Source organism: Falsiroseomonas stagni DSM 19981 (assembly GCF_900114315.1).
Lineage (GTDB): Bacteria > Pseudomonadota > Alphaproteobacteria > Acetobacterales > Acetobacteraceae > Falsiroseomonas > Falsiroseomonas stagni.
Genome location: NZ_FOSQ01000008.1, coordinates 128,464 through 149,909, shown reverse-complemented (window position 1 = coordinate 149,909; position 21,446 = coordinate 128,464). Strand labels below are relative to the sequence as shown.

Below are 21,446 nucleotides of genomic sequence, written 5' to 3'. Positions count from 1 at the left end.
ATGATCGTATCCGGCGAGCCTGACGCGCCCATCCACACGCAAAGGCTGCGTTTGCGTCTTCCCCAGCCCGATGACGCGCCGGCGCTGGCGGCGCTGATGGCGCCGGCGGTCAGCGCCAGGCTTGCCTCCTGGCCCGCCAGCCTGGCGCCGGAGATCGCGGCGCAGCGGCTGACGGAAGCACGCGGCGCGGCGATGGATGGCCGGGCCCTGCCGTTGGTGATCGAACGCCGCGCGGACAAGGTGCTGATCGGCTGGATCGGCGCCACGCGGGCGGAACAGGATCCCAGCCGCGCCATCCTGACCTACTGGCTGGGCTGCGACCATCACGGCCAGGGCTATATGCGCGAAGCCGCCCCGGCCGCGCTGGCGGCGATCTTCGACCGGCTGGGCGTGGCGGAAATCCGCGCCGCGGTGCAGTGCGACAATGTCGCATCGCGCGCCGTGCTGCAGGGGCTGGGCATGGGGCGGCTTGGGCTCGGCCACATCTGGTGCAGCGCCCGCGGGCGGGAGGAAGCCTGCGAATGGTGGGGCGTGGCGCGGCCGGTGGCGGCGCCCGTCGCGGCGGATGTGCCCCTTGACGTGCCGGCGCTGATCGCCGCCGCGCCGCTTCCCGCACCCCTCCAGGTGGCGGCGCCGTAGCACCCGCCCTGGCGGGCCGGTCGAGGCCCCGCCATAATCAACCCCGCGCGGGCGTGCCGGAACGGTAGACGGAAGGGTCTTAAAAACCCTCGGCCCTTGGCCATGCGGGTTCGATCCCCGCCGCCCGCAGTATTCTCATGCCCTCAGACGGCGGGCGCGGCCTCCGGCCGCTTGCCTTCGCGCCGTGCACAACCTGCGCCATTCGCGATGCCGGTCTGGGCGCGGGCCGCATTCGCGGCCTCGGCGCGTTCCGCGCCGTTGTTGCTGGTGACGCGGGCGTGCCCCCCTACCCCAGCCTCGCGAAGGTCAGCTCGTGCTTGTTGTGGGCGCTGTGGAAGACCACTGCGCCGGGGATGGCGGCGAAGGCTTCCGCGGCCTCGTGGTCCGTCTCGCCCTGGAACTTGATGGTGCAGACCAGGTTGCGCGCGGCGTCCGCCTCGATCCAGCGGCGCACCAGCGCCAGCAGCCGGGCAGGGTAGCAGATGACGTCGCTGAACAGCCAATCCACCTTGGGCTCCGCGCGCGGGTCGAGCCCGAAGGCGCTTTCCGCCCGTACCGTCACGCCGCGCATCGCCGCCACGGCCGGGTCCATCGCCGCCTTGTCCACGGCGGCGACCTCCGCACCGAGCTTCGCCAGCACCCAGGTCCACCCCCCCGGCGCCGCGCCGAGGTCGAGGCACCGGTCGCCCGGCCCCGGATACCGGCCGAGCCGCGTCAGCGCCTCCCACAGCTTGAGGTAGGCGCGCGACGGCGGGCCTTCCCTGTCCTCCACGAAGGCGACCTCGCCATTCACGAAGGGGCTGGTCTTGGTGGGGGAGGCCAGCATCCGGTCCGGCGCCAGCAGTGTCCAGGCACCGAGATGCCCGGTGGGCGCGGGTTCGGGGAACACCAGGGGCCGCGCCTTCACCGGCGGCAGGCGTTCCGTGATCAGCGCGCTGCGGCGGTGGTGTTCCGCCGCATAGCCCGCCCAGTTGCGCTGGATGGCGCGCAGCGCATCGGCGCCCGCCTTCACCGAGGGCACGGCGATCTCGACCGGCGCGGTCCAGCATTCCAGCGCCCAGGCGGCGGGGCCGGGCGGGTCGGGGGACAGCGCGAGCCGTCCATGCCACGCCGCCACGCGGCGTCGGGCGCGGCGCAGTTCCTCCGCCAACTCCGCCTCGAACCCCTCGGCGGCCAGATAGGCGCTGGCGATGGTCACTTCTGCGGCGCCAGCGCCGCGGCCGCGGCCAGGATGCCCCAGCCCACCAGCAGCACCGTGCCGCCGAGTGGCGTGACCAGGCCGAGCGAGGTGTCCGTCAGCGCCCGCAGATAGACGCCGCCGCAGAAGGCGATGGTCCCCGCCGCGAAGCATCCCGCCGCGGCATGCACCAGCTTCCCGCGCCGGCGTTCCGCCAGCAGCCCCGCGCCCAGCAGCGCCAGCGCGTGCCAGGCCTGGAGCGAGGCGCCCGTCGTGGCCAGCGCGGCCTTATCCGGCGCCAGGCCATGCGAGGCATAGGCCGCCATCGCCACCGCGATCAGCCCCGAAAGCGCCCCGAACACCATCCAGATCCGTGCCATGGGCGGGGATTACCCCGCGGCCGCCATCGCCGCCAGCCGCACCCGCGCCGCCGCCTCATGCGCCAGCCGCGTCGGCTCCGGCAGCCGCCGCCCGCGCAGCGTGCGCTCCACCCAGGCCAGCGCCGTCCCCAGCGACACGCGATGCCCGACCGAGACGTAGAGCGGGTTCGCCCCGCGCCGCGTGCGCAGCGCCATGCCGATCACGGCGCCCTTCCAGACCAGCGGCGCCCGCGTCCCAGGCGTGTCGGGGAAATCGCCCTCCACCGCGCCGCAGAGCACGGACTTCGCGACACCAATGGTCGGCACATCCAGCACCACGCCGAGATGGCTGGCGACGCCGAGCCCCTTCGGATGCGCCATCCCGTGCCCATCCACGAGGATCAGGTCCGGCTTCACCGGCAACTGCGCGAAGGCGCGGGCCAGCACCGGCACTTCCCGGAAGCCGAGCAGCCCCGGGATGTAGGGCAGGCCGCCCGACCGGCTGGCGCCCGCGCTGCCGATCGGCGCCAGCGTCGCCGCATCCAGCGCCACCATCGCCGCGTGCACCGTCCGCGTCGCGTCGAAGCGGAGGCTGGACGCATCGGCGCCGCCCAGCACGCGGACGGGGCCGATCGCATCCACCGTCACCACACGCGCCGCGAGGTCGGGCTGGAGGGCCCGGGCCTCCGCGGCGGTGGCGGGTTCGGGTGGTGTCGTGGCGGGCCTCCTCAGGCTTCCCCGGGCGCCACGATATGGGTGGTGATCTCCATCACCCCCTCCAGCCCCGCGACGCAGACATCGCCGGGCTTCAGGTAGAGTTCCGCCGCGTTGGGCTGGCCGATCGCGGTGCCGCGCGGCGCCCCCGTCGCGATCACGTCCCCGGCCTCGAAGGGCATGAAGCGGGAGAAATGCGCGATGATGCCCTCGATCCGGTGGATGTATTCGTCGGTGTTCACGCGCAGCCGCTGCTGGCCGTTCACCACGCAGGTCAGCCAGAGGTCGTAGGGGTCCGCGATCTCCGCCAGCGGCACGGCATAGGGGCCGACCGGCGTGAAGCCCGGCATGTTCTTGGAGACCCAGAACTTGGTGCCGAGCTGGACTTCCTGCTTCTGGATCTCCCGCGCCGTGAGGTCGTTCAGCACGGTGACGGCGCCCACGTAGTCGCGCGCCTTCTCCCGCGGCACCTGGAAGGCGCGCTTGCTGATGATGAAGGCGAGTTCGGGTTCGTAGTCGAAGGTGGTGATGCCATCGGGCCGCACCACACGCGCGCCGTCGCCGACCAGCGTCTCCGTCAGCTTGACGAAGCTCGTCGGCTCCTTCGGATCTTCCAGCAGCATTCCCTTCGCGGCGAGTTCCGCGCGATGGACCTTGCTGTTCTTGCCGACGCAGAAGATTTTCCCCGGGTTCGGGATGGGCGGCAGGACGTGGCAGGAGGCCAGCGGCAGCGCGACCTTCGCGCGATCGATGATGCCCCGCAGTTCCGCCACCGGCAGCGCCAGGGCGCGCAGCATGTCCCAGTCGCCCCCGAGCGAAGCGGTCAGGTCCAGCATCGACTCGCCGCGCACCGCGCCGAGCCGCGGCCGCACATCGCCGCGGGAGAGGAAAGTCGCCAGTCGGATCATTCGAGAAAACCTATTCCAGGGTGATGTTGCGTTCGCGGACCACGCGCTGCCACTTCGCGATGTCCTGGTCGATGAAGGTCGTGAAGGCGTCCGGCGTCATCGGCTCCGGCTCCGCGCCCAGCGTCGCCAGGCGGTCCTTCGTGGATTGCAGGGACAGGGCGCGGGAGGCTTCCTGCGCGATGCGCTGCGTGATCGGCGAGGGCACGCCCTTCGGCGCGAAGAGGCCGAACCAGCCGACCGCCGCATAGCCCGGCAGCCCCGTGGTGCTGGCCGCCGGCACGCCGGGCAGCAGCGCCGTCGGGCGTTCCGACGTGACCGCCAGGTTCACCACCTGGTTGGCGGCAACGGCGGCGGCGACGGTCTGCGGCGGCGCGAACATCAGGTGGATGCGCCCCGCGACCAGATCCGTCAGCGCCGGGCCGGTGCCGCGATAGGGCACGTGCAGCATCTCGATCCCCGCCATGGAGGCGAAGAGTTCCGCGGCCAGGTGGCTCGCCGCGCCGGTGCCGCTGCTGCCGAAGGTGAAGTGGCCGGGCCGTGCCTTCGCGAGGGCGATCAGCTCCCCCACATTGCGCGCGCCGACGCCGGGATGCATGGCAATGACATAGGCGGGCGCGGCGATCAGCGTGATCGGCGTCAGCTCGTCCCGCACCGCGAAGACCTTGTCCCCGCCCGGCCCCGCCAGGCCCATGATGCCGCCGGTCGAGGTCACCATCAGCGTGTGCCCGTCCGGCTGCGCCCGCTGCACCATCTGCAGGCCGATCCGCCCTGCGCCGCCGCCGCGATTCTCGACGACCACGCTCTGCCGCCAGGACTCCTGGAAATGCTGGCCGAGGATGCGGGCCAGCACATCCGTGCCGCCGCCGGGCGGGAAGGGGACCACGATGGTGACGGTGCGCGTCGGGAAGGCGGTGTCCTGCGCGCGGGCCAGGCCCGGCATCGACAAGGTGGCGCCCAGCGTCGCCATCAGCGTCCTGCGCGTGGTCATGATTGTTTCCTCCTTGGCGGGATATTCCCATGGCATGGGCCAAGGGGCTGGCCAAGAGGGGTCGCGGCCCGGGGGGTGACGCGCCGGCATGCGACCCCTACAACTTGCGCCGCCTCGGAGGAGATTTCGGCCATGAAGCTCTACTACTCGCCCGGCGCCTGCTCGATGGGCATCCACATCATCCTCGAGGAACTGGGCAAGCCCTATGAGCTGTCGCTGGTCGCGCTGAAGGATGGCGCGCAGCACAAGCCGGACTTCCTGGCGGTGAACCCGAAGTCCAAGGTCCCCGCGCTGGATCGCGGCGACGGCAAGGTGCTGACCGAATTCCCCGTCATCGCCTGGTGGCTGGCGAAGGCCAACCCCGCCGCCGCGCTGATCCCGGCCGACCTGGAAGGGGAGGCTCGCTGCCTGGAGCTGCTGGACTATGTCTGCGGCACCATCCACCCGCAGGCCTTCACCCGCCAGTTCCGCCCCGGCAACTACACGCTGCGGGAGGAGGACTTCCCGAAGTCGGTCGAACTCGGCAAGGCGAATGCCGACAAGTATTTCGCGACGCTGGAGAAGGGCTGGGCCGGCGGCACCTACCTGCTGCCATCGGGCTACTCCGTCGCCGATGCGGCGCTGTTCTTCGTGGAATACTGGGCGACGCGCCGGTCCGGCCTGACGCTGCCGCCGCACCTGGCCGCGCACCTTGCCGCCATGCTGGCGCGGCCCGCGGTGCAGCGGGCGCTGACGCAGGAAGGCCTGGCGCTCTGACGCCATGAGCAACCCCGTCCTCTGGACCTCCACCAACACCTCCGGCTCCATCGCCCACCAGGCGGCGATGGTGTCGGGGCTGTCGATCGACCTGCGCTTCATCTCGCTGCGCGGCGGGGACACGAAGAAGCCCGACTACCTCGCCATCAACCCGAAGGGGGAGGTGCCGGCGCTGCAACTGCCGGACGGCACCGTCATCACGGAAATCCCCGCGGTGATCTTCTGGCTGGCGGAAGCGGCGCCGGAAAGCGGGCTGCTGCCGTCGGGCCCCTCCGGTCGCGCCAAGGGCATGGAATGGCTGGCCTGGTGCCACTGGACCATGGGGCGGCACTTCAACCCGGCCTTCGGCCCGCTGCGCTTCGCCGGCGGGCATGAGGGTGCGGCCGAGGCCGTGCGCGCCGCGGCCCTGCTCCGCGCGAAGGACGCGCTGGCCTTCGCCGAAGCGGCGGTGAAGCAAGGCGGCGGCACGCTCTGCGGCACGGAACAGCCCACGGGCGCCGACATCTTCCTCGCCGCGCTCACCACCTTCGCGGGTTTCCTCAGGATCGACATCGCCGATCTTCCCGCTTTGCTGGCGCTGGCCGAACAGGTCGCTGCCATGCCGGGCGTGGCGGCCGCGAAAGCCCGCGAAGCAGCGCAAGGATAGCCATGCCCGGATTGACCCCCACCACCTTCTGGTTCCTCCGCCACGGGGAGACCGACTGGAACGCCCAGGGCCTGTCCCAGGGGCGCACCGACATTCCGCTGAACCAGGTCGGCTTTGCGCAGGCGCGGCGCGCGGCGCGCACCCTGGCGGATTTGCCCATCCGCACCATCGTCGCCTCCCCCTTGCTGCGCGCGCGCCGCACGGCGGAAATCGCGGCGGAGGCGCTCGGCCTGCCGCTGAGCCTCGACCCCGACCTCCAGGAGGTGAATTTCGGGGAGCAGGAGGGCCTGCCGATGGGCGACTGGTACGATGACTGGATCGCCGGCACCTACACGCCGAAAGGCGCCGAGACCTTCGCCGAACTCCGCGCCCGCACCGTGCGCGGCATCAACAATGCCCTGGCCCATCCCGGCCCGGTGCTGGTGGTGGCGCATGGCGCGCTGTTCCGCGCGCTGCGCATGGAAGCGGGGCTGGAGGCGAATGTCCGCACCCCCAACGCCCTGCCCCTGCTGATGGACCCGCCGAAGCCCGGCGAGGGCGCCTGGACCATCACGCCGGCGGTGCTGGCGGCGGAGGCGTAGACTCCCGTCACTCCGGGATCGCCGGCGCCTCCGCCACCGGTCCCGCCAGCGGCAGCGTCATCGAGCAGGCCAGCCCGCCGGGCGACCAGGCCACGGTGATGCTGCCACCGAGTTGCCCGCGGATGGTCGCTTCCAGCACGCGGGTGCCGAAGCCCTGGCGCTGCGGCGCGACGGCGGGCGGGCCGCCTTCCTCCTGCCAATGCAGGTGCAGCAGGGTCGCGGCCGCATCCACGGACCAGCGCACCGTGATGCCGCCGCCGGCGACGGACAGCGCGCCATGCTTGGTGGCATTCGTCGCGAGCTCGTGGATCGCCATCGCCACCGGCTGCACCGCGCGGCCCTGCAGATGGACCGCCGGGCCTTCCAGGCGCAGGGTCTGGCCCTCCGCCACGAAGGGGCGCAATTCGCCTTCCAGCAGGCGCTGCAATTCCGCCCCCGACCAGCTTTCGGTCGCCAGCAGCGTCTGCGCCCGCGCCAGCGCCGCGACGCGCCCTTCCACCGCGGTGCGATAGGCCGGCAGCGTCTCCGCCCGCGTCAGCCGGAGTGCCGCCATCACCACCGCCAGCGCATTCTTGGCGCGGTGGTCGACCTCCCGCGCCAGCAGGGCCTGGCGTTCCTCCGACGCCTTGCGTTCCGTCACGTTCAGGAACAGCGCGGCGAAGCGGCCGGGCTCCGTGCGATAGGCGAAGACCTCGAACCACGCGCCCAGCGTCCCGACGCGGTATTCGACATGCGCGGGCTCCCCGGTCCGCACCACGCGGCCATAGGTCTCGATCCAGAAGGGCTCGATCCCGGGGATGAGGCGCGTGACCAGCTGCCCCTCCGCGGCTTCGCGGCTGATGCCGGTCAGGCGTTCCCAGGCATCGTTCACCTCGATGTAGCGCAGGTCGATGTCGCGGCCTTCCTCGTCCCGCACCATCTCGCACAGCGCGAAGCCCTCATGCATGGCCGCGAACAGGCCGCGCCACCGCGCCTCGCTCGCGCGCAGCGCGGCCTCGGCCCGCGCGCGGGCAAGGGCCGCGGCGATGCGCGCCGCCATCTCCCGCAGCAGGATCTCCTCTGCCGGCAGCCAGCGGCGGGGCGTGGCCTGGTGGAGGTGCAGCAGCCCCGCCGTCCCGCCCTGCCCGGGCAGCGGCACGGCGAGGCCGGGGGCGGGATCCGCCGGCAGGGGCGCGCCGGGCGGCAGCAGGGGCAGGCTGCCATCGCCCCATTCCGCGACGGCGGCCATGCCGCCTTCCACCGCCTCCGCATAGCCGCAGCGGCCGGCGTGCAGATGCTGGCCGAGCAGGCGGACCGCGGCCTCCGCCAGCGCCGGTGGTTCGGCGATCTCCCGCAGCGCCTGGTCGAGCGCCAGGCTGAAGGCCTGCCGGCGTTCGGCCTGGACGCGGGCGGTGATTTCCGCGCAGGCGCAGAACATGCCGGCGACGCGCCCCTCCTCATCCCGCACGGGGGTGTAGGAGAAGGAGAAATGCGCCTCCTCCGGGTAGCCGTGGCGGGTCATGAGGAGGGCGAGCTCATCCATATGCGTCGCCTCCCCCGCGAAGGCGCGTTCCAGGATGGGGCCGACCTCATCCATGATGTCGAACCATACCGCCCGGAAGGGGCGGCCGAGCGCGGCGGGATGGCGGGCGCCGCAGAGCACCGCGTAGCCGTCGTTGTAGAGCATGGTCCGTTCGGGACCCCAGGCCACGAACATGGGCTGGCGGGAGCCGAGCATGATGCCGACCACGGTCTTCAGCGCCTGGGGCCAGTCCTCCGGCGCGCCGATTGGCGTCGAGGCCCAGTCATGATCCCGCATGAGGGCACCCAGGGCACCTCCCTCCGCCAGGAAGCGCAGGCGCCTATCCGGCATCGGTCATAGGCGGCGCAGGGGGCATGGGGCGGGCGCGGCGGGCATGGGCAGGATCCAGGGGCTCCGGCCGGTGCGGGCCGGGGCGGCCGGCATCCGGCCCTTCCCGGTCCGGCACGGCCGGTCATGCGAGCGAAGCGTTCCATCAGGGGAATGTCAAACCGCCACCCCCGCCCGGGTTGCGGGAGTGGCGCCCCCTCACGCATCCGTGCGGTCAGGCGCGCGCGCCGCGCACCCCCCGCAGCAGCCGCGCCACCAGCGGCCAGGACAGGCCCGCCAGCGTCACCACGATCAGCGTCATCGCGATGGGGCGGTGCAGGAAGCCGGTCAGGTCGTCCCCGAAGATCAGCAGGGATTGCTTCAGCGTCTCCTCCACCATGCCGCCCAGCACCAGGCCCATGATGAGCGGGGCAGGGGAGAAGCCGGCGCGGCGGAACAGCAGGCCGACGACGCCGGCCGCCAGCATCACCCAGACATCGCCCATGGACTGGTTCGGCCCATAGGCGCCGATCAGCGATAGCGCGAAGACGGAAGGCCACAGGAAGGCGGGCGGGATCAGGCTGATGCGGGCGAAGAACTTCGCCATGGTCAGCCCCATCACCAGGTAGAAGATGTTGGCCGCGAGCATCGAGGCGAAGACGGCATAGAGCAGCGTCGGCTGTTCCGTGAACAGGTGCGGCCCCGGCCGCACGCCCTGCACGATCAGCCCTGCCAGGATGATGGCGGTGGTGGCGCTGCCGGGGATGCCGAGCGCCAGCGTCGGCACCATGGAACCGCCGACGGCCGCGTTGTTCGCGGCTTCCGGCCCGGCCACGCCCTCGATGCTGCCATGGCCGAATTCATGCTGGTGCTTCGACCAGCGCTTCGTCTCGTTGTAGCCGATCAGTGCTGCCGTCGTGGCGCCGAGTGCCGGCAGCGCGCCGATGAAGGTGCCGATGCCACTGCCGATCCAGATGGACCGCCAGCATTTCCGCATCTCCGCCATCCCCGGCACCCGCGCGGCATCGAGCGCGATGATCGCGGGTTTCCCGAACCGGCGCGTCGCCTGGTCCAGCATCTCCCCCACCGCGAAAAGCCCGATGAGGACGGGGACGAAGCCGATGCCGTCCGACAATTCCATGACGCCGAAGGCATAGCGCTCCACGCCCGTGGTCAGGTCCATGCCGACGGTGGCGATCAGCAGGCCGAGCGCCGCGGCCATCAGGTTCTTCAGCGCACTGTCGCCGCCGATGGCCGCGCACATCGAAAGCCCGAACAGCGCGAGGGCGAAGTATTCCGGCGGGCCGAAGGAATAGGCGGCGCGCGCCAGCAGTGGCGCGGCGAAGATCAGCACGACGATGCTGACGATGCCGCCGATGGCGCTGCTGATCGCGGACATGCCGAGGGCGAGCCCCGCCTGCCCCTTCTCCGCCATCTTGAAGCCCTCCAGTGCGGTTGCGCTGGCGGAGGGATCGCCCGGGGCATTCACCATGATGGCGGTGATCGATCCGCCGAAATTCGCCGCGCAGTAGATGGCGCCGAGGAAGCAGATGGCCGGCACGGGGCCCATGCTGATCGTCATCGGCAGCAGCAGCGCGATGGTGGTGGACCCGCTGATGCCGGGTAGCGCGCCGACGAAGATCCCGAGCACAGTGCCGAGCAGCACCATCAGCATGACATAGGGGTCGAGCAGGATGGCGAGGCCGCCGAGGAACGCTTCCAAGACCCTAGCCCCCGAACAGCCAGCCGCCCGGCAGGGTCAGCCTGAAGATCTTCACGAAAACCAGCCAGATCACCGCCGTCATCCCCAGCGAGACGCCGACCAGCAGCGGCCAGCGCGTCTCCCCCCACAGCCGCCCCGCGACCACCAGAAAGACGGCGATGGTGCCGAGCATGCCGATGGTCGCCATCAGCGGCACGGCGGCCAGGCAGGCGGCGAAGATCATCCAGGCGTCGCGGCCGATGGGCGGCGCCGTTTCCGGATCATGTGGGGGTGATTCCTGCAGGAACAGCAGCACCGCCATGCCCGCCAGCAGCAGGCAGACCAGGCGCGGGAATTCCACCGCGCCCAGCCCCGGCAGGCCATCCGGCACCGGATCGAAGCCATAGGTCGCGGCAAAGGCCGCCACAGCGACCAGCCCGACGAGAAGCGCCGAGACCTGGCTCGACCCGAAGCGCCTGATCATCCGCGCAGCAGGCCGAGCGCGGTCAGGGCCTCCCGCCCGTCATTGTTGAAGGCCGCCAGCTGCGCGCCCCAGGCTTCCCGCCCCGTCACGCTGTCCGGCGCCTGGCCGGTGTTCTGCAGATAGGTCGTGTAGATCGGCCCGGACATGGCGCGGATCAGGCCCTGTTCGAGGCGCGTGACCCGATCCTCCGGCGTGCCCTTCAGCACGCAGAAGCCGCGCAGCGTGTAGCCCGTGGCGTCGATGCCGAGTTCCTTCGCCGTCGGCAATTCGCCGAAGGCGGCGATGCGGCTGTCCGCCAGCGACATCAGCGGGCGGAGTTCGCCGGCGCGGAGCTGGGCCTCGGCCTCACCGGGATTCACCACGGCGGTGTCGATGTTGCCGCCGACCAGGTTGATCACGATCTCCCCGCCGCCGCGGAACGGCACCAGGGTGGGCCGCTGGAGGCCGGCGGCGCGGCCGAAGGTGTGGATCGTCACATGGTCGACGCCGCCGACATGCGTGCCGCCGAAGCGCAGCGACCGCGCCTTGCCGGCCGCGATCAGGTCCGCCGGCGTGCGGAAGGGGCTGTCGCGCCGCACCAGCACCAGCTGCGGATCGGCCGTGGCGCGGGCCAGGGGGATGAGGTCCCCGAATTGCGGCAGGCTGGGGTTGCGGATCTGCGTCAGCAGATGCGTCTGCGTCACCAGGATGATGGTGTGGCCATCGGCGGGCTTGCTGGCCAGGTATTGCAGCGCCTGCGCGCCGCTGCCGGCCGTGCGGTTCACCACGGTGAATTCCTGCCCGAATTCGCCAGGCGCCTGCACCATCATCATCCGCGCCGTGATGTCCGTGCCGCCGCCGACGCCGGCATGGGTCACGACCTCGATCGTGCGGGAGGGGAAGCGTTCCTGCGCGCGGAGGCTAGTCGGCGCGGCGAGTGCGGCCGCCGCGCCGGCCATCAGCAGGTGGCGGCGATGGATCGTCCTGGTCATCGTCGTTTTCTCCCTTGCGCCCTTTGCCGGGCGTTGTCGTGGTATCGGTCGCGCGGAAGCGGCGCTTGCCGCCGGCGATATGGGCTTCGCCGGCGGCGCGCGCGGCGGGTGCATCCCCGGCGGCGATCGCCTTCAGGATGGCGGCGTGTTCGGCATTGCTCTCCCGCATGTTCTCCGGCTGCACCAAAGCGCGGCGGCGGAACAGGTGGAGCTCGTTGCCGAGGTCCTCATACAGGCGCTGGGATCGCGGGCCGCCGCCGAAACCCAGCAGGGCGGCATGGAATTCGAGGTTGGCGGCGTAGTAGCTGGGTGGGTCGTCGGCGCGGCGCGCCGTGTCCATCCGCTTCACCAGCGCCCGCAGCGCGGCCATCTGGGCGGGTGAAGCGGATTCCGCGAGCCGCGCGCAGGCCAGGCCCGTGATGGCGGCGCGCAGGTCGTAGATCTCCAGCGCTTCCTGCGCGCTGACGGTGCGGACATAGCTGCCCTGGTTGCGCACCGCGACGACCAGGCCCGAACGCTCCAGCCCCCGCACCGCTTCCCGCACCGGACCGCGGGAGACGCGAAGCTGCGCGGCCAGCTGCTGTTCGTTCAGGCGTTCCCCCGCCGGCAGGGCGCCGGAGAGGATCATGCGTTCGATTTCCTGGGCGACGAGGGAGGCGAGCGAGCGCGTGCGCACGATCTCCAGCGCGCTGGGCGCGGTACCACGCTCGGCTTGGGACATGTCCTCCATGGCGCGGAGGGTGCCGATGCGGACTGCCATCTGTCAACAGTTGGCGGAGGCGGATTTGCGCCGGCGGGGGGCGGTGCTAGACAGTCGCGGTCCAGGAGAAACCACCGATGACCCAGGCCCCCCAGGCTTCCTCTGCCCTGTCGCGCTTCACGGTGCTCGACCTCACCCGCGTGCGCTCCGGCCCCACCTGCGTGCGCCAGCTGGCCGATTGGGGCGCCAATGTCATCAAGATCGAGCTGCCACCCGCCCTCGATGAGGGCGACCCGATGGGCGGCCCGCGCGCGGGGTCGGACTTCCAGAACCTGCACCGCAACAAGCGGGCGATGACGCTGAACCTGAAGTCGCCCGACGGCGTCGCGCTGCTGAAGAAGCTGGTGGAGAAGGCCGACGTCGTCGTCGAGAACTTTCGGCCGGATGTGAAGAAGCGGCTCGGCATCGATTACGAGGCGCTGTCGGCGGTGAACCCGAAGCTTGTCTATGCCTCCATCAGCGGCTTCGGGCAGGACGGCCCCTATGCCACGCGGCCGGGCTTCGACCAGATCGCGCAGGGCATGGGCGGCCTGATGTCCATCACCGGCCTGCCGGGCCAGGGGCCGGTGCGCGTCGGCATCCCGATCGCGGACCTCTGCGCCGGGCTCTTCGCCGCGCAGGGCATCATGATCGCGCTGCTGGAGCGGGAAGTGTCCGGCAAGGGGCAGTGGGTGCAATCGTCGCTGCTGCAGGCGCAGATCTTCATGCTGGACTTCCAGGCCAGCCGCTGGCTGATGGAAGGCCAGGTGCCGAAGCAGGCCGGCAACAACCACCCGACCAGCATCCCGACCGGCGTCTTCACCACCAGCGACGGCTACATGAACATCGCCGCCAGCGGCAACAAGATCTGGGAACGCTGCGCCAAGGCGCTCGGCCGCGACGATTTGCTGGCCGATGGCCGCTACAAGACCGCCGCCGGCCGCAGCGAGCATCGCGATGAGCTGAACGCGGAAATCCAGAAGACGACGCTGACCAATACCACCGCGCATTGGGTGGCGGCGCTGAACGATGCCGGCGTGCCCTGCGGCCCCATCTACAAGGTGGATGAGATGTTCGCCGACCCGCAGGTCCAGCACCTCGGCATCGCCCAGAGGCTCAACGGGAAGCTCAATGGCGGCAACAAGGGGGAGGTCGCCTATGTCGGCCAGCCCATCCACCTGTCCCGCACGCCGAGCAGCATCGTGACGCACCCGCCGGAGCTGGGCGAGCACACGGATGAGGTGCTGGCCGAGCTTGGCCTGGACAAGGCCACCATCGACGACCTGCGCGCCCGCCAGGTGATCTGACACACCAGGAATGGCGTTGGCCGCCGAAAGGCGGCCCGCGCACAGACCGACATCGCAACCAGCGCCACAGCGCGTAGGCGCGAAGCCAAGCGGCAGCAGGCCGCGCCGGCGTTTGAGGAACAGAAAATGGACGGCATGATGGTGACGGGCAGCGAGAAGATGCTGGCCCGCAAGGCCGATGGCATCGGCTGGATGACCTTCAACAACCCGGAACGCCACAACGCCGTCTCCATGGAGATGTGGCAGGCCGCCGAGCGTATCCTGGCCGACTTCAAGGCCGATGATGCGGTCCGCGTCATCGTCGTGACCGGCGCGGGCGGCAAGGCCTTCGTCAGCGGCGCCGACATCTCCAAGTTCGAGAGCGAGCGCAGCGGCGAAGCGGCCGTCGCCGCCTACCAGGCGCAGACCGCCAAGGTCTATGACGCGCTGGCCGAATGCCCGAAGCCCACCATCGCGATGATCCAGGGCCATTGCATCGGCGGCGGCACCGCACTCGCCGTCTGCTGCGACATGCGCATCTGTGGTGAGACGGCGAGCTTCGGCGTGCCCGCGGCCAAGCTCGGCCTCGGCTACCCGCTGTCCGGCATCCGCCGCCTGGTGGACCTGGTCGGGCCGTCCTTCGCCAAGGAGATCTTCTTCACCGCGAAGAAGTGGGGCGCGGAGGATGCGCGGATCATGGGCCTCGTGAACCGCGTGGTGCCGAACGACAAGCTGGAAGACTTCGTCCTGGACTACGCGAAGACCATCGCGGGCAACGCGCCGCTGACGGTCGGCAGCGTGAAGTTCATCGTGGGCGAGGCGCTGAAGGACCGCGGCGCGGCGAACGAGGCCGCCTGCGACGCCATGGTGAAGGCGTGCTTCGCGAGCGATGACTACAACGAGGGCCGGAAGGCGTTCCTCGAGAAGCGGCCGCCGCAGTTCAAGGGGCGGTGAGTCCCGGTGGGGAAGGCGCTGCCTTCCCCACACCCCATTCGCCCCCTCTGGAAGATTTGGGGGGCAGAGCCCCCTGGACCATCGTCAATACAAGGGTTCCAAGGGCCCGCTGGCCCTTGGCAGGGGGTGCAGGGGGACGGCGTCCCCCTGCGGGCCTGTTTGCAGCCGCCAGTACGGCGCGGTAAAACCCCCGCCTCCCGCCCGTCCTCCGGAAGCCGAACCAATGCCCGCCTGGCAGTACGTCTACGTGATGAAAGACCTCACCAAGTCCTATCCGGGCGGGCGAGAGGTCTTCAAGGGAATCACCCTTTCCTTCCTCCCCGACGTGAAGATCGGCGTGCTCGGCCCGAACGGCGCCGGCAAATCCACGCTGATGCGCATCATGGCGGGGCAGGACAAGGAATTCGGCGGCGAGGCCTGGGCGGCGGAGGGTGCCCGCGTCGGCTACCTCTCCCAGGAACCGCATCTCGACCCCACCAAGACGGTGGGCGAGAACGTGATGGAAGCCTTCGCGGAGCTCTCCGCGCAGCTGCGCCGCTTCAACGAGATCTCCGACAAGTTCGCCGAGCCGATGGAGGAGGAGGAGATGAACACCCTCCTCGCCGAACAGGCCGAGCTGCAGGAGAAGATCGAGGCCGCGGAGGGCTGGGAGCTCGACCGGCGGATCGAGATCGCGCTCGATGCGCTGCGCTGCCCGCCCTTCGACAGCCCCGTGGGGCACCTGTCGGGCGGTGAGAAGCGGCGCGTGGCGCTGTGCAAGCTGCTGCTGGAAAAGCCCGACCTGCTGCTGCTGGACGAGCCGACGAACCACCTGGACGCGGAAAGCGTCTCCTGGCTCGAACAGACGCTGAAGGACTACAAGGGCGCCGTGCTGATCGTGACGCACGACCGCTACTTCCTCGACAACGTCACCAACTGGATCCTGGAAGTCGATCGCGGCCGGGGCTTCCCCTACCAGGGCAACTACTCCGCCTATCTCGACCAGAAGCGCAAGCGCCTGCAGCAGGAGGAGCGGGAGGAAAGCGCCCGCCAGCGGCAGCTCGCCAAGGAACAGGAATGGATGGGCCGCAGCCCCGCGGCGCGCCAGGCCAAGTCCAAGGCCCGCATCGCGGCCTATGAGGAGATGCTGGCCAAGCAGAATGAGCGGGCCGGCGGCGAGGCCGAGATCGTCATCCCCCCCGCGCCGCGCCTCGGCAATACCGTCATCACCGCGGAAGACCTGCGCAAGGGCTACGGCAACCGCCTGCTGATCGACAACCTCAGCTTCAAGCTGCCGCCGGGCGGCATCGTCGGCATCATCGGCCCGAACGGCGCCGGCAAATCCACCCTGTTCAAGATGATCACGGGGCTGGAGACGCCGGATGGCGGCAGCCTGGTGGTGGGTGAGACGGTGAAGCTCGGCTATGTCGACCAGTCCCGCGACAGCCTGGCGGACGACAAGACCGTCTGGCAGGAGATCTCGGACGGCATGGACCAGATCACCATCGGCAAGCGGACCGTCCCCTCCCGCGCCTATGTCGCCGCCTTCAACTTCAAGGGTGCGGACCAGCAGAAGCGAGTCGGCGTGCTCTCGGGCGGTGAGCGGAACCGGGTGCACCTGGCCAAGATGTTGAAGCGGGAACACAACGTCCTGCTGCTGGACGAACCGACCAACGACCTCGACATCGACACGCTGCGCGCGCTGGAAGATGCGCTGGAGGAATTCGCGGGCTGCGCCGTGGTGATCAGCCACGACCGCTGGTTCCTCGACCGCCTGGCCACCCACATCCTGGCCTTCGAGGGCGACAGCCACGTCGAGTGGTTCGAGGGTAACTTCGAGGCCTACGAAGCGGATAAGCGACGTCGACTGGGCGCCGCGGCGGACCAGCCGCACCGCATCAAGTACCGGCCGCTGGTCCGGTAGGACCTTGGTCCCCGCCAGGCTGGCGGAAGGCAACGGAATCACGACGGAGCGGCTTTCGCTCCGTCCCGTGGCGCCGGAGAACCTGCCCGATTTGATCCGCCTGAAGGCCGACGAGGCCGCCTTCGGCCTCATGCTCCATGGCACCCGCACGCCCGACCGGGCGCGGGAGGAGCTTGAGGACGACATGGAGTTCTGGCTGGTCCGGGGCTACGGCACCTGGGCCGTCTTCGAACGCGGCACCGGCGATTTCCTGGGCATCGCAGGGCTGATGGAACGCCCGGATGGCCGCGGAGTCGCGGTGCGCTTCGCGCTGTGGCCGTCCTGCCGCGGCAAGGGCTACGCGCGGGAGGCCGCCCGCGCCGCGCTCGCCTTCGGGTTCCGGCGGGGGCTGAAGCGGATCGTCGCCGTCGCCTGGGAAGGCAACCACGCCAGCCGGGCGGTGCTGACCGACCTCGGCATGGCGGAGTGCGACCGCTTCCACTACCGGGGGCGGGAGATGCTGGTCTTCGAGGCGTTTCCGCCGGCCGGGTGAGGGAAGGGGGCTTCAGCCCCCTTCGCGGGCCGCCAGCTGCTGGATCTGCTGGCGCATCGCCGTCAGCAGGCTGCCGACATTGCCGCCATTGCGGCTGATGACGCTGCTGTATTCGCTGCGCGTGGTCAGGCGCAGGCTGGTGCCTTCCGCGATCACGTCGACCACGCGCGGCACGCCGCCCACCTCCGCCACGCGCCAGTCGAGGCCGAAGGCCGCGGTGCCGGGGCGTTCGACGACGGTGTTGACCAGCACGTCCTCCTCCGTTCGCGCCTGGCTGCGGCCGAGGGAGAAGCGCACCCCCTGGTATTCGCCGAAGCGGGCGGAGAGGTTGCGGATCAGGATCTCCTCGAACAGCTTCAGGTATTCGGCCTGCTGCTCGGCGGAGGCGGTGCGCCAGAAACGGCCGAGGATGAAGCGGCCGACGCCTTCCACATCCACCGCGCGCCGCAGCACGGCGGCCACCCTTTCCCGCCGCTGCGCCACCGGGGCGCCGACGGCGTTGATGGCGGCCACCAGTTCCTCACCGGTCTGCTGGATGAAGGCGGTGGCGCGGGCGGGATCGATCTGCTGCGCATGGGCTGCCCGGCCCATCAGGGCCAGGCCGGCGGCGGCGATCAGCAGGCTGCGTCGGTCAAGCGTTTGCATCATGCGGTCCATCTGTAGGGGCGCGCGGGCAGCGATCAGCGCTGCGGCGTCGGCGCGCCCGGGCGGCCCTGTTGCGGCACGCCGGTGCCGGCCCCGAAGCCGGTCCCGCGCGCCGCCGCGGGGGCGCCACCCTGGTTGCGGATCTCCACAACGCGCCGCTGGCGATAGGCGCTGCGGATCGTGGCGTAAGGATCGAGTGATCCCGTCCTCACCTGCTCCACCGTCTCGATCAGGCTCTCCCGCGTGTCGAGGGCGGTGAGGGCGGTGCGGGTGATGGTGATGGCTTCCAGCGTCTCCCCGCTGTTGCCGGCCCAGGTCAGGGGGTGGAAGGCGGTATCGACTCCGGTTCCCACCAGGTCCCGCGGGTTGGACGGGCCGAGCACGGGGATGAAGAGGTAGGGGCCTTCCGGCGCGCCCCAGACGGCCAGGGTCTGGCCGAAATCCTCGGTGTGGCCGAGCAGGCCGAACTCCGTCGCGCGGTCGAAGACGCCGCCGATGCCGACCGTGGTGTTCACCAGGAACCGCCCCATCGTGGTGGCGGCACGCTGCGTGTCGCCCTGCAGCAGGTCGTTCACCAGGATGACGGGGGTGCGGAGATTCGCCAGCACGTTGCGGATGGCGGTGCGCAGTTCCGGCGGCAGGAAGACGCGGTAGATCTCCGCCGCCGGGCGCAGCACCAGGGTATCGATGCCGTCATGCACGAAGTAGGCGCCGCGGTTCAGCGGCTCCAGCGGGTCGTTGTTGGCGTTGAATTCGGCGACGGCTTCAGCATCCGCGGGGTCCGGGCGCGTGGCGCAGGCGGAAAGGCCGAGGGCCAGACCGAGTGCCAGCACCGGCACGGCAAGGCGCTTCGCCATCAGGCTCTGGCGGGGGGGCGTCATGCGGCTCAACGATGGACCTCCGAAGGGCGGAAGGGGTGGGGCACAACCTGACCGTGCGCGCCAGCCCTTCCCGGCCCGCAGGGTCTTCCTTATATGCGGCGCGGGCGGCCAACGGAACAACGGTGCCGCCGAAGTTACGAACAGTCATATCAACCGCGGGTTCCCGCCGGGTGGCGGGGCGGCCCTTCTGCGGCAGGCGAGAGAACGGACCGATGGACCAGGCCTATCCCGGCACCTTGCAGCGCTGGCTCACCGGCCCCCGCGTGGCCGGGCTTCCCGTGCCGAGCGAGATGCCGCCACCGAAGCTGTCCTTCGAGTTCTTCCCACCCAAGAACGAGGCCCTCGAGCAATCCCTCTGGGCCGCGATCCGGCGGCTGGAGCCGCTGGGCCCGCGCTTCGTCTCCGTCACCTACGGCGCCGGCGGCACCACCCGGACCCGGACGCATGAGACGGTGGCGCGCCTGGCGAAGGAAACCAGCCTGACCCCCGCCGCGCACCTGACCTGCGTCGGCGCCACCCAGGCGGAGGTCGATGAGGTCGCGCGCGGCTACCTGGAGGCCGGCGTCCGCCACATCGTGGCGCTGCGCGGCGACCCGCCGGCCGGCGCCAGCCAGTACACGCCGCATCCCGGCGGCTATGCGCAGGCCGAGGATCTGGTGCGGGGCCTTCGCCGAATCGGCGATTTCGACATCAGCGTCGGTGCCTATCCGGAAACTCATCCCGCCGCGACCTCGGCCGATGCGGACCTCGATTTCCTGAAGCGCAAGATCGACGCCGGCGCGACCAGGGCGATCACGCAGTACTTCTTCGACACGGACATCTACCTCCGCTTCATCGACCGTTGCGCGGCGGCGGGCATCACCGTGCCCATCGTCCCGGGCATCCTGCCCGTGTCTAATTTCTCCCAGGTGAAGAAGTTCAGCGCCATGTGCGGCGCCTCCGTCCCCGCCTGGATGGGCAAGCTGTTCGAGGGCCTGGACGAGGATGCGGAGACGCGCCGGATGGTCTCCGCGGCCATCGCGGCGGAACAGGTTCGGCTGCTGCAGGCGAACGGGGTGGACGAGTTCCACTTCTACACCTTGAACCGCGCCGACCTGACCTATGCCATCGCGCATCTGCTGGGGGCGCGCCCCAAGGCGGCCTGAACCCCGCCGGGGCCGAACGGCCTTCCCCTGGTTTCCCGCCGGGTCCAGCATGGCTGGACCGGCGTGAGACCGGAGGAGGAAGCGCCCATGACCCTGATCACCCGCCGCGCGGCTTTGCTGGCCGCGCCCGCCCTGGCTGTCCCCATCCTGGCCCTCGGCAGCCGCGCCGCGCGCGCCCAGGCCTTTCCGTCCCGCCCCGTCCGCATCGTCGTGCCCTATACGCCGGGCGGCGTCTCCGACATCACGGCCCGGCTGATCGCGGACCCCATGTCCGCTGCCATGGGCGTGGCGGTGCCGGTGGAGAACCGGGCCGGCGCCGATGGCGTGATCGGGACGGAGGCCGTGGCGCGGTCGCCCGCCGATGGGCACACCCTGGCGCTGGTTTCCGTGGGCCATCCCGTGAACGCGGCCTTCTACCGGCTGCCCTATGACACGATGCGGGACTTCACCTTCATCACCCTGACCACGCGGACGCCGCTGGTGCTCTGCGCCGCCCGGAATTTCGTGGCCTCCACGCCGGCGGAGCTGGTGGCGCATGCCAAGCGCAACCCGGCCGGGCATGTGACCTTCGCCGGCACGGGCGGCGTGGTGCGCCTGGCCCCGGTGCTGTTCGGCCAGCGCACGGGCATCGAGATGACCTATGTGCCCTATCGCGGATCGACCCAGGCGCATCCGGACCTGATCGCCGGGCGCGTCGACATCATGTTCGACACGGTCCCGGCCGCGCTGCCGCATATCCAGGCGGGCACGCTGAAGGCGCTGGCCACCACCGGCGCGACCCGCGCGCCGCAGCTGTCCGATGTGCCGACCTTGGGGGAGAGCGTGGCGGGGTTCGAGGCTTCGACCTGGGGCATGGTGATGGGCCCGGCCAACCTGCCCCCGCCGGTGCTGGATCGCCTGCACCGGGAGATCACCGCCGCCGTGCAGCGTCCCGATGTGGTGGCGCGGCATCGCACGCTGGGTGCGGAGGTCGTGGTCTCCAACCCCGACGATACCCGGACCTTCGTGCAGGCCGAGCTGGAGAAGTGGGGCGCTGCGGCGCGGGCGGCTGGCGTCCAGCCCCAGAATGCAGGGTAGCTGAAGACGGTCCAGGGCCGTCTCGGCCCTGGCGGATGGGGTCGGGGGAAGGCAGCGCCTTCCCCGCGACTCACCAGCGAACCACCTTCTCCGCCAGGAACAGCGTCGCGATCAGCGTCCCCGCGAAGATCAGCAGGTGCACCCGCACCGCGTCCTTCTTGTAGATCATCGCCGGCGGCGGGGTCGGCTCCGCGGAAGCGGCCAGCGCCGCCAGCCCCCGGGGTTCGGACGCCTGCGCCTTCGCCGCCATGGCGGCCGCCGTCTCCTCGGGTGTCAGGCAGGGGCCGAGATAGGTGAAGCGTTGCGCGGCCTCGGCGGCGGAAACGCTGCTGCCGTCCCAGACCATCCAGGCCCGCATCGCCCCGTTCCAGCCGATGGGCAGCGGCGCGCGGCCGGCATCGTCGGTGCGGGCGACCCAGTGCCAGGGCCGGTTGGCGTCGGCGGGTTCGCCGGGGCGGGCGGGGTTCGGCCAGGTCATGCGCTGCTTGCTTCCTCGGTATTGGGGGAAGCCTAGACCCGCCCGGCCGCGCC

The 21,446-nt window shown here is 70.8% G+C and carries 23 protein-coding genes and 1 tRNA gene; 11 read left to right on the top strand and 13 right to left on the bottom strand.

What is annotated here, in order from left to right:
- Both BM041_RS19580 and BM041_RS19575 read left to right on the top strand, forming a co-directional pair.
- Entirely contained in the window at positions 1–639 is a 639-nt protein-coding gene (locus BM041_RS19580; protein WP_092961582.1) for a GNAT family N-acetyltransferase, read from the top strand.
- 47 nt (positions 640–686) lie between these two features.
- Positions 687–768: transfer RNA gene (locus BM041_RS19575), tRNA-Leu, on the top strand.
- Between the two features lie 157 nt (positions 769–925).
- Here BM041_RS19575 and BM041_RS19570 read toward each other — a convergent pair.
- Genes BM041_RS19570 through BM041_RS19550 form a run of 5 tightly spaced genes read right to left on the bottom strand, consistent with a single transcriptional unit; the run spans position 926 to position 4,785 of the window.
- Positions 926–1,837, bottom strand: a complete 912-nt coding sequence (locus BM041_RS19570; protein ID WP_092961581.1) for an SAM-dependent methyltransferase — start codon at positions 1,835–1,837, stop codon at positions 926–928.
- Positions 1,834–2,196: a DUF423 domain-containing protein gene (locus BM041_RS19565; RefSeq protein WP_092961580.1), complete on the bottom strand. Its 363-nt coding sequence runs from the start codon at positions 2,194–2,196 to the stop codon at positions 1,834–1,836. The genes BM041_RS19570 and BM041_RS19565 overlap by 4 nt, the downstream gene beginning before the upstream one ends.
- Before the next feature lie 9 nt (positions 2,197–2,205).
- A complete protein-coding gene (gene nfi, locus BM041_RS19560; RefSeq protein WP_092961579.1) occupies positions 2,206–2,907 on the bottom strand; it encodes a deoxyribonuclease V in 702 nt (233 codons plus the stop codon).
- Entirely contained in the window at positions 2,904–3,797 is an 894-nt protein-coding gene (locus BM041_RS19555; RefSeq protein WP_092961578.1) for a fumarylacetoacetate hydrolase family protein, read from the bottom strand. The genes nfi and BM041_RS19555 overlap by 4 nt, the downstream gene beginning before the upstream one ends.
- A 10-nt stretch (positions 3,798–3,807) precedes the next feature.
- Positions 3,808–4,785, bottom strand: a complete 978-nt coding sequence (locus BM041_RS19550; protein ID WP_175534038.1) for a Bug family tripartite tricarboxylate transporter substrate binding protein — start codon at positions 4,783–4,785, stop codon at positions 3,808–3,810.
- Between the two features lie 132 nt (positions 4,786–4,917).
- Here BM041_RS19550 and BM041_RS19545 point away from each other — a divergent pair, with 132 nt between their 5' ends.
- From BM041_RS19545 to BM041_RS19535, 3 genes are read left to right on the top strand one after another with little or no spacing between them, the layout of a single operon-like run.
- Positions 4,918–5,541 (top strand): glutathione S-transferase family protein, encoded by a 624-nt coding sequence (locus BM041_RS19545; RefSeq protein ID WP_092961576.1) that lies wholly within the window; start codon positions 4,918–4,920, stop codon positions 5,539–5,541.
- Positions 5,542–5,545: 4 nt separating this feature from the next.
- A complete protein-coding gene (locus BM041_RS19540; RefSeq protein WP_092961575.1) occupies positions 5,546–6,187 on the top strand; it encodes a glutathione S-transferase family protein in 642 nt (213 codons plus the stop codon).
- A gap of 2 nt (positions 6,188–6,189) precedes the next feature.
- On the top strand, positions 6,190–6,768 hold the full coding sequence (locus tag BM041_RS19535; protein WP_092961574.1) for a histidine phosphatase family protein: 579 nt from the start codon (positions 6,190–6,192) through the stop codon (positions 6,766–6,768).
- Between the two features lie 7 nt (positions 6,769–6,775).
- On the opposite strand, the gene BM041_RS19530 is transcribed toward BM041_RS19535, so the two are convergent.
- The 5 genes from BM041_RS19530 to BM041_RS19510 all read right to left on the bottom strand — a co-directional run bounded on the left by BM041_RS19530 (position 6,776) and on the right by BM041_RS19510 (position 12,513).
- Positions 6,776–8,620, bottom strand: a complete 1,845-nt coding sequence (locus BM041_RS19530) for an HWE histidine kinase domain-containing protein (protein ID WP_092961573.1) — start codon at positions 8,618–8,620, stop codon at positions 6,776–6,778.
- 211 nt (positions 8,621–8,831) lie between these two features.
- Positions 8,832–10,319 carry a tripartite tricarboxylate transporter permease gene (locus BM041_RS19525; protein WP_092961572.1) on the bottom strand — a complete coding sequence of 496 codons (1,488 nt, stop codon included), beginning with the start codon at positions 10,317–10,319 and terminating at the stop codon, positions 8,832–8,834.
- 4 nt (positions 10,320–10,323) lie between these two features.
- A complete protein-coding gene (locus BM041_RS19520; protein WP_092961571.1) occupies positions 10,324–10,782 on the bottom strand; it encodes a tripartite tricarboxylate transporter TctB family protein in 459 nt (152 codons plus the stop codon).
- Entirely contained in the window at positions 10,779–11,753 is a 975-nt protein-coding gene (locus BM041_RS19515) for a Bug family tripartite tricarboxylate transporter substrate binding protein (RefSeq protein ID WP_175534037.1), read from the bottom strand. Before BM041_RS19515 ends, BM041_RS19520 begins: the two co-directional genes overlap by 4 nt.
- The gene (locus BM041_RS19510) at positions 11,683–12,513 is read right to left on the bottom strand and encodes an FCD domain-containing protein (protein WP_092961569.1); all 831 of its coding nucleotides are present in this window, start codon (positions 12,511–12,513) and stop codon (positions 11,683–11,685) included. The genes BM041_RS19515 and BM041_RS19510 overlap by 71 nt, the downstream gene beginning before the upstream one ends.
- 77 nt (positions 12,514–12,590) lie before the next feature.
- Between BM041_RS19510 and BM041_RS19505 the strand changes: the two genes are divergently transcribed.
- From BM041_RS19505 to BM041_RS19490, 4 genes are all read left to right on the top strand, one after another.
- Positions 12,591–13,799: a CaiB/BaiF CoA transferase family protein gene (locus BM041_RS19505; RefSeq protein WP_092961568.1), complete on the top strand. Its 1,209-nt coding sequence runs from the start codon at positions 12,591–12,593 to the stop codon at positions 13,797–13,799.
- A 126-nt stretch (positions 13,800–13,925) separates the two neighbouring features.
- On the top strand, positions 13,926–14,732 hold the full coding sequence (locus BM041_RS19500; RefSeq protein WP_217648774.1) for an enoyl-CoA hydratase: 807 nt from the start codon (positions 13,926–13,928) through the stop codon (positions 14,730–14,732).
- Between the two features lie 223 nt (positions 14,733–14,955).
- Complete coding sequence (gene ettA, locus BM041_RS19495) at positions 14,956–16,635, top strand: energy-dependent translational throttle protein EttA (protein ID WP_092961567.1); 1,680 nt, start codon at positions 14,956–14,958, stop codon at positions 16,633–16,635.
- Positions 16,636–16,639: 4 nt separating this feature from the next.
- The gene (locus tag BM041_RS19490; protein ID WP_092961566.1) at positions 16,640–17,167 is read left to right on the top strand and encodes a GNAT family N-acetyltransferase; all 528 of its coding nucleotides are present in this window, start codon (positions 16,640–16,642) and stop codon (positions 17,165–17,167) included.
- Positions 17,168–17,179: 12 nt separating this feature from the next.
- Here BM041_RS19490 and BM041_RS19485 read toward each other — a convergent pair whose 3' ends face one another.
- Entirely contained in the window at positions 17,180–17,815 is a 636-nt protein-coding gene (locus tag BM041_RS19485; RefSeq protein WP_245762170.1) for an MlaC/ttg2D family ABC transporter substrate-binding protein, read from the bottom strand.
- 32 nt (positions 17,816–17,847) lie between these two features.
- Positions 17,848–18,693 (bottom strand): MlaA family lipoprotein, encoded by an 846-nt coding sequence (locus tag BM041_RS19480; RefSeq protein ID WP_245762169.1) that lies wholly within the window; start codon positions 18,691–18,693, stop codon positions 17,848–17,850.
- 212 nt (positions 18,694–18,905) lie between these two features.
- Here BM041_RS19480 and metF point away from each other — a divergent pair, with 212 nt between their 5' ends.
- Both metF and BM041_RS19470 read left to right on the top strand, forming a co-directional pair.
- Complete coding sequence (metF, locus tag BM041_RS19475) at positions 18,906–19,838, top strand: methylenetetrahydrofolate reductase [NAD(P)H] (RefSeq protein WP_092961564.1); 933 nt, start codon at positions 18,906–18,908, stop codon at positions 19,836–19,838.
- Between the two features lie 87 nt (positions 19,839–19,925).
- On the top strand, positions 19,926–20,915 hold the full coding sequence (locus tag BM041_RS19470) for a Bug family tripartite tricarboxylate transporter substrate binding protein (protein WP_245762168.1): 990 nt from the start codon (positions 19,926–19,928) through the stop codon (positions 20,913–20,915).
- A 70-nt stretch (positions 20,916–20,985) separates the two neighbouring features.
- Here BM041_RS19470 and BM041_RS19465 read toward each other — a convergent pair whose 3' ends face one another.
- Positions 20,986–21,393, bottom strand: a complete 408-nt coding sequence (locus BM041_RS19465) for a hypothetical protein (RefSeq protein WP_092961563.1) — start codon at positions 21,391–21,393, stop codon at positions 20,986–20,988.
- Positions 21,394–21,446: the final 53 nt, after the last annotated feature.